16 protein-coding genes and 2 pseudogenes are annotated in these 14,385 nt (G+C 53.5%); all 18 read left to right on the top strand.

The features are described from left to right. Nucleotides 1-109 (top strand): annotated as a pseudogene (locus KH813_RS03495) (F0F1 ATP synthase subunit A); the annotation flags it as partial. Between the two features lie 53 nt (nt 110-162). After that, nucleotides 163-423: an ATP synthase F0 subunit C gene (atpE, locus tag KH813_RS03490; protein WP_075939153.1), complete on the top strand. Its 261-nt coding sequence runs from the start codon at nt 163-165 to the stop codon at nt 421-423. A gap of 33 nt (nt 424-456) precedes the next feature. Further along, nucleotides 457-951, top strand: coding sequence for a F0F1 ATP synthase subunit B (gene atpF, locus KH813_RS03485; protein ID WP_075939152.1), 495 nt, complete (start codon nt 457-459; stop codon nt 949-951). A 1-nt stretch (nt 952) separates the two neighbouring features. Then, nucleotides 953-1,525 (top strand): F0F1 ATP synthase subunit delta, encoded by a 573-nt coding sequence (locus KH813_RS03480; protein ID WP_303993284.1) that lies wholly within the window; start codon nt 953-955, stop codon nt 1,523-1,525. Continuing rightward, nucleotides 1,522-3,057 (top strand): F0F1 ATP synthase subunit alpha, encoded by a 1,536-nt coding sequence (gene atpA, locus KH813_RS03475; protein WP_303993281.1) that lies wholly within the window; start codon nt 1,522-1,524, stop codon nt 3,055-3,057. Before KH813_RS03480 ends, atpA begins: the two co-directional genes overlap by 4 nt. Before the next feature lie 4 nt (nt 3,058-3,061). After that, nucleotides 3,062-3,928: an ATP synthase F1 subunit gamma gene (atpG, locus tag KH813_RS03470; protein WP_303993278.1), complete on the top strand. Its 867-nt coding sequence runs from the start codon at nt 3,062-3,064 to the stop codon at nt 3,926-3,928. A gap of 32 nt (nt 3,929-3,960) precedes the next feature. Continuing rightward, a complete protein-coding gene (gene atpD, locus KH813_RS03465) occupies nt 3,961-5,382 on the top strand; it encodes a F0F1 ATP synthase subunit beta (RefSeq protein ID WP_303993276.1) in 1,422 nt (473 codons plus the stop codon). A 3-nt stretch (nt 5,383-5,385) separates the two neighbouring features. Beyond that, a complete protein-coding gene (locus tag KH813_RS03460) occupies nt 5,386-5,814 on the top strand; it encodes a F0F1 ATP synthase subunit epsilon (protein ID WP_075939147.1) in 429 nt (142 codons plus the stop codon). Between the two features lie 175 nt (nt 5,815-5,989). After that, nucleotides 5,990-6,820 (top strand): polysaccharide deacetylase family protein, encoded by an 831-nt coding sequence (locus KH813_RS03455; RefSeq protein ID WP_303993272.1) that lies wholly within the window; start codon nt 5,990-5,992, stop codon nt 6,818-6,820. An 8-nt stretch (nt 6,821-6,828) separates the two neighbouring features. Then, nucleotides 6,829-7,776 carry a phosphodiester glycosidase family protein gene (locus KH813_RS03450; protein ID WP_034436893.1) on the top strand — a complete coding sequence of 316 codons (948 nt, stop codon included), beginning with the start codon at nt 6,829-6,831 and terminating at the stop codon, nt 7,774-7,776. Between the two features lie 8 nt (nt 7,777-7,784). Beyond that, the gene (locus KH813_RS03445) at nt 7,785-8,723 is read left to right on the top strand and encodes a hypothetical protein (protein WP_303993268.1); all 939 of its coding nucleotides are present in this window, start codon (nt 7,785-7,787) and stop codon (nt 8,721-8,723) included. Nucleotide 8,724: 1 nt separating this feature from the next. After that, nucleotides 8,725-9,048: a hypothetical protein gene (locus tag KH813_RS03440; RefSeq protein WP_303993265.1), complete on the top strand. Its 324-nt coding sequence runs from the start codon at nt 8,725-8,727 to the stop codon at nt 9,046-9,048. Nucleotides 9,049-9,563: 515 nt separating this feature from the next. Further along, nucleotides 9,564-10,280, top strand: coding sequence for an orotidine-5'-phosphate decarboxylase (gene pyrF, locus KH813_RS03435; protein ID WP_303993262.1), 717 nt, complete (start codon nt 9,564-9,566; stop codon nt 10,278-10,280). After that, nucleotides 10,277-10,864, top strand: a complete 588-nt coding sequence (pyrE, locus tag KH813_RS03430) for an orotate phosphoribosyltransferase (protein WP_303993259.1) — start codon at nt 10,277-10,279, stop codon at nt 10,862-10,864. Before pyrF ends, pyrE begins: the two co-directional genes overlap by 4 nt. 130 nt (nt 10,865-10,994) lie before the next feature. Next, nucleotides 10,995-12,305 (top strand): divergent polysaccharide deacetylase family protein, encoded by a 1,311-nt coding sequence (locus KH813_RS03425; RefSeq protein ID WP_303993256.1) that lies wholly within the window; start codon nt 10,995-10,997, stop codon nt 12,303-12,305. Between the two features lie 3 nt (nt 12,306-12,308). Then, nucleotides 12,309-13,082, top strand: coding sequence for a TSUP family transporter (locus tag KH813_RS03420; RefSeq protein ID WP_303993253.1), 774 nt, complete (start codon nt 12,309-12,311; stop codon nt 13,080-13,082). Next, entirely contained in the window at nt 13,079-13,801 is a 723-nt protein-coding gene (locus KH813_RS03415) for an SDR family NAD(P)-dependent oxidoreductase (RefSeq protein WP_303993249.1), read from the top strand. Before KH813_RS03420 ends, KH813_RS03415 begins: the two co-directional genes overlap by 4 nt. Before the next feature lie 192 nt (nt 13,802-13,993). Then, nucleotides 13,994-14,385 (top strand): annotated as a pseudogene (locus tag KH813_RS03410) (hypothetical protein); the annotation flags it as partial.

Below are 14,385 nucleotides of genomic sequence, written 5' to 3'. Positions count from 1 at the left end.
TATCTTATGGATCGGTGTTTCGTTAGTCATCGGTTTGATCCAGGCGTTTATTTTTACGATCCTCGTGACCGCATACCTGGGCGGTGCCATTGGCGAGGGTGGCCATTAATTCAGCATGTACGAAACGTACATAATGGAATTTTATTTTAGGAGGAAACTATAATGGAATCTACTGCTTTAGTACTTGTTGTTTCTGCGATTTGCGCAGCTTTGATCGCTTGCGTCGCTTCGGTTGCGGCGGCATTCTCTGACGCGAAAGCGGCTACGACCGCATTGGACGCCATGGCTCGTCAGCCGGAAATGGCGCAACGTTTGATGGTTAACTTGCTGATCTCGATCGGCTTGATCGAATCGATTCCGATTATTTCGTCGGTTATCGCGCTCGTTTTGGTATTTGCCAACCCGCTCGTTGACTTGCTCTAATTTGGCATCTAGTGTTTTGAGGAGGGAATTTCATTGGTCGAATTTAACCTTACATTGATTATCCAAATCCTCAACTTTTTCGTTCTCGTTGCCATCATAGGAAAATTCGGTTTCGGTCCGCTGATGCGGACTCTCGATGCTCGTAAAGCTCGGATTGCTGCAGATTTAAGCGGCGCGGAACAAGCCCGGAAACAGGCGGAAGCACTGCATGCGGAATACCAGGCGCAACTGGAATCGGCACGCGCGCAAGCGCAGGAAATCGTTAATAAAGCCGTTGCGGAAGCGGAAGAACAAGCCCAAGCGCAACTGGATACGGTACGTGCTCAAATCGAACAGGAAAAAACACTCGCTACCCGTCAATTGGCGGAAGAACGCGAGGAACTTGTGAAGAATTTGCGTGCCGAGGTGGTAGAGCTCGCTACAGCGATCGCTGAGCGGCTGATTGCCAAAAACCTTGATGCGGATATGAATCGTAAGTTGATTAATGACTGCATCGAAAAGTTGGCCACAAAGCAAGTAGGTCGGTAAGATGAAAAATAACCGAGCACTTGCCAAAAAATATGCGGCGGCGCTCTTGGCATTAGCCAAGGAAACCGGCACATTGGAAGAAGTTGAGCAGGAACTCGCACAAATCGGCGAGATTGTGCAGCAAAATCCGGAATTGACGGACTTTTTGCGCAATCAGTTGATCTCCCGCGAGGCAAAAAAGGAAGTCGTAGAACGGATTTTCACGCAACATCTGAATCCGATGGTCATGCGATTTCTGGGTGTTGTCATTGACCGCGGCCGAATTGCGCTCCTGCCGGATATTATTGATGTCTATCTGGAGTTGTCGCATGTCGAACGCAACATTGCCGAAGCGCAGGTGCGTTTGGCGGTGGACTTGACTGACGAAGAAGAAACCCGCTTGATTCGCGAGCTGAACGAATTGACCGGAAAAGAAATTTATCTGGAAAAAACGATCGATCCGTCGATTTTGGGCGGCATGATCGTGACGATCGGCGACCAGCGCATTGACGGGTCCTTAAAACGACAGTTACACGAAATGAAGACGACCCTACTATCGGAAAAACATGGGATTGAGGTGACTAACGCAATATGAAAATTAAACCGGATGAAATAACATCGGTGATTAAACAGCAAATCGAAAATTACACAGCAGACCTCAATGTCGATGAAGTAGGCTCGGTATTGGAAGTGGGCGACGGTATCGCACATATCTATGGTATTGACAAGTGTATGGCCGGTGAGCTGCTCGAGTTGCCGAACGGCGTATACGGGATGGCGCTCAACTTGGAAGAGTCGAACGTCGGCGCCGTATTGCTGGGCAACTACGAAACGATTAAAGAAGGCGACACGGTCAAACGCACCGGTCGTGTTATGCAGGTGCCGGTAGGCGAAGCGATGATCGGTCGCGTTGTCAACGCGCTCGGTCAACCGTTGGACGGCAAAGGGGATATTCCCGCTGCTGACCACCGTCGTGTGGAATTTCCTGCGCCGGGTATTGCTGATCGGCAGTCGGTTAACGAACCGTTACAGACCGGTATTAAATCCATCGACTCGATGGTTCCGATCGGACGCGGTCAGCGTGAGTTGATCATCGGCGACCGCAGTACCGGTAAAACCGCGGTAGCGATTGATACCATCTTGAACCAAAAGGGACAGGATGTTATTTGTATTTACGTTTCCATCGGTCAGAAGAACTCGACGGTCGCTCGTCTTGTCGATAAACTGACGGAAGCGGGTGCGATGGATTACACGATCATCGTTCACGCCGGCGCATCGGAAGGTTCGCCGATGCAGTATATTGCTCCGTACGCGGGTGTTGCCATGGCGGAACACTTCATGTACCAGGGCAAAGCCGTACTGTGCGTATATGACGACTTGTCCAAACACGCGGTAGCGTACCGTGCGATGTCGCTCTTGCTGCGTCGTCCGCCGGGACGTGAAGCGTATCCGGGCGACGTATTCTACTTACACTCCCGTCTCTTGGAACGTGCGGCGAAACTTTCCGATGATATGGGCGGCGGTTCGATTACCGCGTTGCCGATCATTGAAACGCTCGCAGGCGACGTCGGTGCGTACATTCCGACCAACGTCATTTCCATTACCGACGGTCAGATTTTCCTGGAAACGGAACTTTTCTACTCGGGCGTTCGTCCGGCGGTCAACGTTGGCCTTTCGGTATCCCGTGTCGGCGGTTCCGCGCAGATTAAGGCGATGAAACAGGTCGCCGGTACCTTGCGTTTGGACTTGGCACAGTTCCGCGAACTCGCCGCTTTCGCGCAGTTCGGTTCGGACTTGGATGCCGCTACGAAAGCGCAGATCGATCGCGGTCAGCGCATGACGGAAGTCCTCAAACAGCCGCAGTACACACCGTACCCGGTCGAAGAACAGGTCATGGTGATTTTCGCCGCGGTTAACGGTTTCCTGGATGATCTCGAAGTGGATGAAGTCGTTCCGTTCGAACACGGTCTGGTGAACTACCTGCGTACCACGTATGCGGGTATCGGCCGTGACATCGTCGCGAAGAAAAAACTGGACGAATCCAACGAAGAAGCTCTGAAACAAGCGATTGAAGAGTATAAAGAACGGTTCAAGGCGGCGCGGAACAGTAATACGGTTGCGGGGTGATTGAATGGCCAGCACACGCGAAATCAAACGTAGGATTCGCAGCGTAACCAACACTCAGCAAATCACCAAAGCCATGAAGATGGTTGCCGCCGCCCGCTTGCGTCGTGCCGAAGAAAAGGCGTTAGGGACCCGTCCGTACGCGGATAAAATTAAGGAATTGCTGCAGCATATTGTAGCCAACTCCGAAGAAAGCTTGGAAAGTCCGCTTTTGGAAGAACGTGAGGTCCAACGTACCGCTTACCTCGTGATCGGTGCGGATAAAGGCCTGGCCGGTGGTTACACCGCGAACCTGATGAAAGAATTTACCGCCATTGTGCGTGACAAGGCGGCGGAAACGTATGAGGTCGTTACCGCGGGTCGCCGTCCGAGACTGTACCTGTCGCATCGCGGCTACGAATTGCGCGATACGTATGAAGGCTTCTCGGATCGTCCGACATATAACCATGCGCGCGAATTGGCGAAACTTGTGGCGCAACGCTTTATTGACGGCGAAGTCGACGAAGTGGTTGTCGTCTACACGCATTTCTATTCCGCATTGCGTCAAAAACCGACGGCGCAAACGGTACTTCCGATCGCTCGTCCGGAAGTGGACGAGAATGTACCGGCGGATGAATTCGATTACGAATTCCTGCCGGAAGCGAAAGAAGTATTTTCTGTATTGCTGCCGCAATATTTGGAAGTAATCATCTACAATGCGCTTCTGCAAGCCGCCGCCAGTGAATTGGGCGCGCGGATGGCAGCGATGACGAGCGCGACGGACAACGCGTCCGATCTCATCGATGATTTGACATTGCACTACAACAAGGCGCGGCAAGCGGCGATTACCAACGAAATCACGGAAATCGTCGGCGGCGCGAATGCACTCGAATAATAGACAACGAATTAAGGAGGAGAGCCCTCTTCATGAGCAATTTACAAGAAGGAAAAGTCATCCAGGTCATTGGCGCCGTGGTCGACATTGCCTTCCGTGCTGATCAAGAGTTGCCGGCCGTTTACAACGCGATTGAAATCAAAGATGAAAACGGTCAGGTGCCCGTTGATATTGTGGCGGAAGTTATGCAACACTTGGGCGACGGCGTCGTCCGCTGCGTTGCGATGAGCTCGACCGACGGTTTGACCCGCGGCACGAAGGCGGTGGACACAGGTGCACCGATTTCGGTACCGGTAGGCCAGGGTGTCTTGGGACGTATTTTTAACGTCTTGGGTCGCACTGTCGACAAAGTAGACGAAGAAGTACAAGCTAAGGAACACTGGCCGATTCATCGACCGGCTCCGAAGTTTGAAGATCAGTCCCCGTCGACCGATATTTTGGAAACCGGCATTAAAGTCGTCGACTTGATCGCGCCGTACGTAAAAGGCGGTAAGATCGGTTTGTTCGGCGGCGCAGGCGTCGGCAAGACGGTATTGATCATGGAATTGATCCACAACGTTGCGACCGAACACGGCGGCTACTCGATTTTCTCGGGCGTCGGCGAACGTACGCGTGAAGGCAACGACTTGTGGAACGAAATGAAAGAATCCGGCGTTATCAGCAAGGCCGCACTCGTTTACGGCCAGATGAACGAACCGCCGGGAGCGCGTATGCGTGTCGGCTTGACCGGCTTGACGATGGCGGAGTATTTCCGTGATAAAGAACACCAGGACGTACTCTTATTCATTGATAATATTTTCCGCTTTGTCCAGGCCGGCTCCGAAGTATCCGCACTCTTGGGCCGTATGCCTTCCGCCGTCGGTTACCAGCCGACGTTGGCAACGGATATCGGTGAACTTCAGGAACGTATTACGTCGACCAAAGACGGTTCGATCACGTCCGTTCAGGCGGTATATGTACCGGCCGACGACTTGACCGACCCGGCGCCGGCAGGCGTATTTACGCACTTGGATGCGACGACGGTTCTGTCCCGTGCGATTTCCGAGCTCGGTATTTATCCGGCCGTGGATCCGTTGGATTCGACCAGCCGTATTTTGGACCCGCTGGTTATCGGTCAGGAACATTACGATGTCGCTCGCGGCGTTCAGGAAATTCTGCAGCGCTACAAAGAATTACAGGATATTATCGCCATTCTCGGTATGGAAGAACTTTCGGACGAAGACCGTCTGATCGTTGCTCGGGCGCGTAAAATTCAACGTTTCCTGAGTCAACCGTTCCACGTAGCGGAAGTGTTCACCGGTTCGCCGGGTAAATACGTCGCGCTCGCGGATACCATTCGCGGCTTCAAAGAAATTCTCGAAGGTCGTCATGACGATCTGCCGGAAAACGCATTCTACATGGTAGGTACTATCGAAGAAGCCGTCGAAAAAGCAAAAACGCTGAGAGGGGAATAACCCATGGCCACGAATGATGCGGGAATGCGCGTCAACATCATCACGCCGGACGGTACTGTTTTCAGTGAAGACGGCGTCGATTTGGTGGTCGCACGCGCACTTGACGGTGAGTTCGGGATCATGCGCGATCATGCCCCGTTAGTAGCGGCATTGAAAGTTTGGCCGATCCGCATTAAAAAAGACGGCAAGGAAACCGTAATCGCCGTATTCGGCGGCTTCATGGAAGTCAAAGACAATGTGATTACGATTACTTCCCGAGTGGCGGAAACGGCGGACTATATTGATGTCGAGCGAGCGATGAAAGCGCGCGATCGCGCGTTGTCTCGTTTGGAATCCAAAGATAAGGATATCGATCGTGACCGTGCCGAATTGGCTTTGCAACGTGCATTGATTCGTTTGCAAGTCGCCGGTGGTACCAAACTCAAAAGTTGATCAAAAAAGAGCGTCTTGAAGGACGCTCTTTTTTTGTGCCTTTATATAGGAAGGCTGTCGCGCTGCGGTTTGAAATGCGGCGCTCTGTATAGTAAAATAAGGAGTAATTACATTCGCCCGTAAAAAGTAAACTTTTATCTGTACATAGACACGGCGGGCAGTGGGAGAGAATACGATGCAAAAAAAGATTTGGCGCTGGGGGATGGTTCTTACCATGCTGATGGTGATGATGTTGCTGGCCGGTTGCCAAAATGATCCTGTTACGAAAACGGCGGCGCACGACGCCGAACCGGTCGCGACAGCAGCGACTCCGTCGGCCGAAGAACCGGTGAAAAACGGCGTATCCGTTTTGATGTACCATATGATTGCCGATATTGCGGATAATGACGCGGTGTTGGCGCCGGATCATTTTCGGGCGCAAATGCAATTTTTGAAAGATAACGGCTACCACCCGATCACATTGCAACAACTGGATGAGTACATCCGTAACGGCACGCCGCTGCCGGAAAAACCCGTTTGCATTACATTTGATGACGGCTACGCCGATAACTATGAAATCGTGTATCCGGTCATGAAAAAATTCGGTTTTCCATGGACGATTTTTGTCATTACCAATGATGTCGGCAAATCCGGTCGCGTCACTTGGGAACAGCTCAAAGAAATGCAGGCGTCGGGCGTGACGGTGGCGAACCATACGTTTTCGCATCCGCAGATGACTTACATTCCGGCCAAGACGCAGCGGGAAGAAGTCGAGTTGACGCAACAGGCGTTGGCGGAGCATTTGGGCATTGAAAATACGTATTTCTGTTACCCGTACGGTTTGTACAATGATACGCTGAAAGGTATTTTACGGGAGAACGGCATTACCTTGGCGGTGACCATGGATCCGGGGCGCACGCATGTCGGTGATGATCCGCTTACCGTCCGTCGGATTTGGATCGGTAATCGCGTTGATTTGGAACATTTTGAAGAACGGCTGACCACGGATCAGTACCGTTCATTATAAGGAGATCTATGAAACATTGGTGGAATCATATCGGCATACGGTGGCTGCTGGTGACGCTGCTGTTTTTCGTCATTACAAGCCCGATTGTCGTTTTGTTCGGTCCGTTTGCGAATTTGAAGCAGGCGGTCGTCGGCGCGATTGTGCGTTCACGCCATCCGCACTACATTACCTGGCTGTTTGATCAGCAGGAACTGGATCGCATTTTGGGACGCGTTCAGGCGGTGCCGGAACAGGATATTTTCAATTTCAAAGTGCGTGAAGATAAAACGCTGAAATTGCAAAAAATTGAATCGGACCGTTTCGTCGGATATCTTTTGGAAATCCCGAACCCGAAACGGATTCAGGTCGCTACCGCCGCGGATATCAACGAAAAGGGCGACACGACCAGCAATATCGCCCGCAATAATGACGCGGTGGCCGCGATCAACGGCGGCGGTTTTTACGATCCCAACGGCACGGGCACGGGACGTTTGCCCTACGGTTTCATTTTGCATGACGGCAAATACCTTTTGGGCGAGAAGGTCGATGATGAGGAAGAAGTCGATTTTATCGGCTTTACCGATAACGGCAACCTGATTGCCGGCACGTACAATAAAGCGGAGCTTCGTCGGCTCGGCGTGATCGAAGGAATTACGTTCGGACCGCCGCTGGTCGTCAACGGACAGAAAACGATTACGCACGGTGACGGCGGCTGGGGCATCGGGCCGCGAACCGCGATCGGTCAACGTCGCGACGGCACTGTTTTATTTCTCGTCATTGACGGTCGTCAGGTCGGCTACTCCGTCGGCGCGTCGTTGGCGGACGTGCAAAATATCATGTATGAACAGGGCGCCTACATTGCCGCCAACTTGGACGGCGGTTCAAGCTCCACACTCTATTTGAATGGCAAAGTCGTGAATAAGCCGGCCGATCTTTTGGGCGAACGGATGATTCCGACCGCGTTTATTGTGAAATGAGGAATGTTGTGAAATCCCATCGTACCACCTGGCTTGTCGCGTTTGCCGCGGGAATTTTGCTGCAGGGAGCGGCCTATCTTTACTTGGACCAATACCTGTTCGCGCCGGACTCCGGCTTTTACGTCAGCGGCATGTCCGAAGAACAGCAGCAGCCGGATTCGGATCGGTTCGGGCAAGTGAAAGGCAGCGGCTCCCGGTACTATTCGCATGATCGTCGCTACATGGCGATGGTCACGCCGACATCCGTGACCGTCTATGATGCGCAAGATAAACAAAATACTCAGGTGATCGATCTGAAAAAGCGCGAAGTATCCTTCTTTGAATGGCTGCCGGATCGCAACCTGATCTTAATGGCGCTTTTTGATCCGGAAGCGTCCGGCACCGATGACATTATCATCGCGCAGTACAATCCGGAAACGCCTGATCATGAACTGGATACGCCGATTGAAAATGTGCCGGCCGGATCGAAGGTCACGTCGATGGCGTACTCGACCGCGACCAATGCCGTGTACATGAAAATGAAAGTGGCCGATGAGCGCTATCGCATCTACCGTACGGACGCCAACTACGATACGCGCCGTATCTATGTGCAGGCGGAAAATATCGGTCGCATCGGCGTGTTTTATGATGAAGACGTATTCTTCTATGATGATGCCGATGAAGGCATCATGTACGCGTTTAACGGCAGCGACAGCTCCTGGCGGACGATCTCCCCGCTGGGCTTTTATCGCCTGATCGGAGTCGACCAAAGCAAAGCGATTTATGCGGCGAAAGTGGATGCCAAGGGCAATGCGATCGAGTTGGCGCGCGGGTACTTGGGCGTCGGCTTTACGACGGTCGCCAAACTCACCGAACCGGTGCCGTTTTCGCAGGTCACCATCAACTATGTTCAGCAGCGGGAAGGCGAAGGCATGACCGCCAACGATCAATCAACGAAGAAGGAGTAGCATGGCGAAATATAAAATTCCGAAAGACAGAACCGACGCGGACATGCTGCGCGCCGCGGGCGTAAATGACAGACGGACGCCGTCGACAAGATTATCCCAAACGCAGGCGGATGCACGCGCGACGACAAATCAATCGACATCCGGAAACTCGTTTCATCGCGGGTTCCTGACGCCGGAACTCGAAGAGCGTCTAGGGAAATTGTTGCTGGAAGTCAAGCTTGATTACTACAAGGATGAAATCGTCGATTTTTCGATCGAAGCGCGTCGTGACGGACGCAATATCGTGCTCGTCACCGCGCCGAAAAAGCATCAAAATCGAACATAATAAAATTTCCTGGAAGTTATGAAAAACTTTGTGTTTAACTTTTTCGCGACGGCTGAAAGAGCCTGTTGCGGGCCTTTTTGGAAAAATACCGTTAAGCCTTGTGGCATATGGTGAAGGACTGTTTACAAAAGGCGTGAAAAAAGTTCAATTTTTTGTAAAAAAGACTTGCAATTCCCGATTGCGTGTTTTATACTTTAGCTAACTTTTAGGAGAGTTCCTAAAGGCCATTGCACAACAATGATTTACAGTGGTAACGGAGCCTAGCGATAGGTACCATGGTCAGCAAAGAAAGGACATGCGCAATGGGAATTTTAGTTGTGATGGCTCTGAATTACTTCGGTATTCAGCTCTGATCCGAGCAGGTCGCTACCGGCGACCTCTTTTTTTGCCCAAACTCGTCTTTTAATCCGGTACGGGAGACCGGAAAAGAGAGCGGCGGCAAGGTAAGAATAAATCGTTTTGATGACTTCTCCCGGCGGGAGAAGTTTTTTATTTTAGGGTATGATGGAGGCAGGATGAGCAGATCGCGTTTGATTACCGCTTTAGACGTGAAGTCTTTGGCGGAGATGAAGACACTTGTCGATACTTTGGGCGAGGCGGTATCGTTTTACAAAGTCGGGATGGAACTTTTCTACAGCGCGGGAACCTTGCCTCTGGATTACTTGAAAACGCGTGAAAAGCATGTGTTTTTGGATTTAAAACTGCATGACATACCGAATACTGTCGCGCAGGCGGTGGCGGCGTTAACGCGCTTGGGAGCGGATTTGCTGAGCGTGCATACGCAGGGCGGCCGTGAAATGATGCAGGCGGCGGCGCGTTCTGCCGCAACCACGGCGGCGGAACTCGGTATCGAGCGTCCGCGTTTGGTGGGTATTACGGCCTTGACGAGTTTTTCCGAAACGGGTTGGGAAGAAATCGGCGGCACGGTGCCGATCGTCACGCATGTGGAAAAGCTCGCGCTATTGGCGAAAGAATCGGGGCTTGACGGAGTAGTCTGCTCGCCGCAGGAAGCGGCCCGTTTACGCGCTTTACTCGGACCGGATTTCCTGTTAGTGACGCCGGGCATTCGTCCCGCGTTTGCGTCGCTGGATGATCAGGAACGCATTATGACACCGAAAGACGCGCTGGCGGCCGGATCTTCGTACCTGGTGATCGGCCGGCCGATTACGCAAGCGGACGATCCCAAAGCGGCGGCGCAAGCGATTATTGCCGAGATGGAGGAAAGCAAATGAACGAAGAGGAAGTACGTCAATTATTAGTGGAAACGAAAGCCATTTTGGAAGGGCATTTCTTACTGACATCGGGATTGCACAGTCCGCTGTATGTCGAAAAATTTAACGTGCTGCAACAACCCAAGTATACGGAAGCGCTGTGTAAAGAACTGGCGGCGCGGTTCGCGGATCAAAAAGTGGATACGGTCTTGGGACCGATGACGGGCGGCATTTTGCTCGCGCATGAAGTCGGCAAGGCGCTCGGCACGCGCGCGATTTTTACGGAGCGTGAACACGGTAAAATGACCTTGCGTCGCGGTTTCAAACTCGCGCCGGGGGAACGCGTGCTGATTGTCGAAGATATCGTGACGACCGGAGGCTCAGTGCGTGAAGTCGTCGACGTGGTCAAGGCGGCGGGCGCGGACATTGTCGGCGTGGGCCTATTGGTCGATCGGTCGGGCGGTCGCGCGGATTTCGGCGTGCCGAACGAAAAGGTGCAGGCGCTTTTGAAACTGGACGTGCAGACGTACGCGCCGGAAGATTGCCCGCTTTGCCAGGGAGGCACACCGCTGACGGAACGCGGCAGCAAACATTTAAAAGCGTAATCGGTAAAAATTGCTTTGCAAAAGCCTTTGCGATCGCAAGGGCTTTTTTATTGCGGCGTTTCGTTTTCACGGTTACAATGAAGGCAAAGAAGAGATCAACGCGCGTTAGCGCGAGGAAATGGAGTTTACTATGGCACAACAAAGAAAAAGACGTCGTACCGATGGAAGACGGCATCCGAAGGGATCGTTTACCCAGCGTCGCCGCGGCTTTTCCCTGTGGGGGATATTGCTGTTTATTGTCGTCGCTTGCGGAGCGTGGTGGTATTTCGGCATGCATGACTCGAATCAGGTCGTCGAGGAAAAGGCCAAGCCGTTGCCGCAAAAACCGCAAGTCACACAAAGCATTGCCGATTATCGTCCGGCCATCGACAATTTGGCGACGCGCCTGGTAGCGAAATTGGAAGCCGAAGGCGCGAAAGTGGAAGGGGAAACGCCGGTCAAAAAAGAAGTGAAATGGGAAGAAACCGGCGGCCGTATTCGCTGGTCGGCGCGCAACCTGATCGTCACGCCGAGCCGATCGCTGGATTTGCCGAAGCTGATCGAAGCGTTGCCCGATACGGCGGGGAAAGTAACGCTCAGCGCAGCGCACAAAGATACCTGGCATGAAGACGCCGTCGAACGGTATGAAGTGACGCTGAAAGATCGTCCGAAACAGGACGAAATCACGATGATTATCGCGCATTTATATGTGTATCCGGTCAAAGAAAAACAGGTCGCAGGAACCGCCAAACAGCCGGCTGACGCGCCGCCGAAAACACCGAAAGTAGCGCCGCGCGCCGGCGGAACGGTGAAACTCGCCATCCTGATTGACGATGCGGGCACGGATCTGGAGTCGCAGGCGGTATACGCTTCGATCGGGCGACCGTTTTCGCTGGCTGTGATGCCGAATATGGCGCATACGGGCGCGGCGGCAGCGCAAGCGGCGGAGCAGGGCTTTGAAATCATGTTGCATCTGCCGATGGAACCGGTTTCCGGCAGTGGTATGGAAGCGGGCACGTTGTTGACAACGATGTCGGCAGCGGATCTTGCCGGCCGTACGGAAGCGGCGTTGGCGCAGGTGCCGGGAGCGGTCGGCGTCAATAATCACCAAGGCTCAAAGTTTACCGCATCGCGCGGCGCCATGTTGCCCGTATTGCAAATTCTCAGGGATCGCGGTCTCTTTTATGTCGACAGCGCCACAGCGTCCGATTCGATCGGCAGTTTATTGGCGGGGGAGATGGGGATCGCGACCCGCAGAAATGAATTATTTATCGATAATGACAGCAGCATTGCGGCCATTTGTGAACGCTTGCGGCAAGCGGCCGCCATGGCGCAACGAGACGGATCGGCGCTGGTGATCGGACACTGTCGCCCGAATACGGCGGAAGCGGTGCGTCAAATGGTGCCGGAACTGGAAGCGCAAGGCATTGAATTGGTCTATGTTTCGCAATTGGTAGGATGACGGATGGAACTGTTTTCCACAGATATTTTGCTTTTATTGGCATTAATCGCAGCGGGATTTGTTTCCGCCTTTATTGACAGCGTGGTCGGAGGCGGCGGTTTGATTTCATTGCCGGCCATGTTGCTGACGGGTCTTCCGCCGACGGTGGCGCTCGGAACGAATAAACTGGCCGCGATCGCGGGTGTTCTGACTTCAAGCACCACGTTTTGGCGTCGCGGCATGGTCGAAAAAAAGCTGGTGGTATATTTACTGCCGCTGGCGTTTTTGAGCTCGATGCTCGGTTCGTACGTCATCATGCAAATCGCCGCGTTCGCCTTTGAGCCGGTGATTATCGGTGCCTTGGTGATCGTCGCTCTGGTCGTTCTTTTTAAAAAGGATTGGGGCGGCCAATCTACGTATCGCGGGCGGAGTCGTAATATTTGGGTGGCGGCGGCGCTCGCAGCGGCGGGCTGCGCTTTTTATGACGGTTTTATCGGTCCGGGCACCGGATCTTTCATGATGATGGCGTTTGTCGCCATGGGGTTTGATTTTGTTCGGGCGGCGGGGAACAGCCGTTGCCTGAATGCGGCCAGCAATTGCGGCAGTTTAGTGTTCTTTCTGCTCTGGGGGCAGGTGCACTTCGGTTACGGTTTGGCGATGGCCTTGGGCATGGTGGCCGGCGGGTACGTCGGCGCGCGCACGGCGATGGTGCGCGGCAACGGCTTTGTGCGGCTGTTGTTTCTGCTGATTGTCGGCGCGTTGATCATCAAGCTCGCATGGGGGTATTGGGGCGCATGAAGCAAAGTGTTGTGATTACCGGCGGGACTTCGGGCATCGGTCTTGCCACGGCGAAAATTTTGGCCGCATCGGGTTTTCTCCCTCTTTTAGTGGGGCGCGATCCAGAACGCGGCGCGGCCGCTTTGGCAAGCGTTCCCGCGGCCCGATTCTTGCAGGGTGATGTGGCCGATCCGAACGGGGCGGAAGCTATTTTTGCGCAGGCGGCGCAGTACGGTCCGATCGGCGGGCTGGTCACCAGCGCCGGTATTTATCATGAAGCGCTTTTAAGTGAGGAAACGGAAGCCGCGTTGGCGGAGCTTTTCGCCACGAACGTCTACGGCACGATTCGTTGCTGTCGCGCGGCGATTCCTTACTTGCGTGAGACGCGCGGCGCGGTCGTTACGGTGGCGTCAGACGCCGCGGTCAACGGGAATGTGGCCGCCTCCCTCTATGCGGCGACAAAGGGAGCGGTGCTCGCCTTTACGCGTTCATGGAGCCTCGAAATGGCGGTTTACGGAGTGCGGGTGAATGCGGTTTTGCCCGGTGATACCGAGACGCCGTTGACCCGAGCGCAATGGCAAACGCCGGCGGACCGCGAAGAGATGGCGGCGCATTATCCTTTGCAGCGGATCGCGACGGCGGACGAAGTGGCGGAAGTGATTGCTTTTTTACTGTCGCCGCGCGCGTCCTTCATCACCGGCGCGGGGATTCCCGTTGACGGCGGCCTCACCGCATGGTAATCCGGCGAAGCGGAGCGCCGATGATCGACCGTTACCATGTGAAAAAAGCAAGGTTCTCGGGAGCGTGCACATGCCCGACTGATTGATTAACATCGCATTAAAGTGCGTTTTTCGTATTGCTTTCGGAGTCAGTTAGAGGCAATTGTGGTACAATAAAGACAGAAGAATTATTTTTGCGAAGGGGTGAATCATATGTCAAAAGACAAACGAAAAATTAAGAATCCGGAGCATGAAGACATTCGTCCGACGGCGGAAGCGCAGGAAGACGTGGAAAAATTAGGTGCGCATGTCCCGGCACCGCAAGTGGAAACGAAACCGGTGGCGCCGGAAGCGCCGGCCGCTTATGACGAACGCGACCTGGAAGCGGAAAATTTAATCCGCTGGGGCGCCGCGCGCGCGGGTGTTATTTCGATGACGCCGTTTTTGGGCGGAATCGCTTTGATGGCCAATGAAGTATATATGATCAGCCGACTGGCGAAAGTGTACGATGTCAATCTTTCGGATCGTACCATTATGAGTTTTCTCGGCGCGTTCGGCGCGCGTGTCGTCGGCTCTATCGCCGCGATGATGATTCCGATTCCGGG

It is taken from the genome of Negativicoccus succinicivorans, assembly GCF_018373335.1.
GTDB lineage: Bacteria > Bacillota > Negativicutes > Veillonellales > Negativicoccaceae > Negativicoccus > Negativicoccus succinicivorans_A.
Note: the sequence above shows the minus strand (reverse complement) of the source record. Positions and strands in the feature narration are given on the sequence as shown.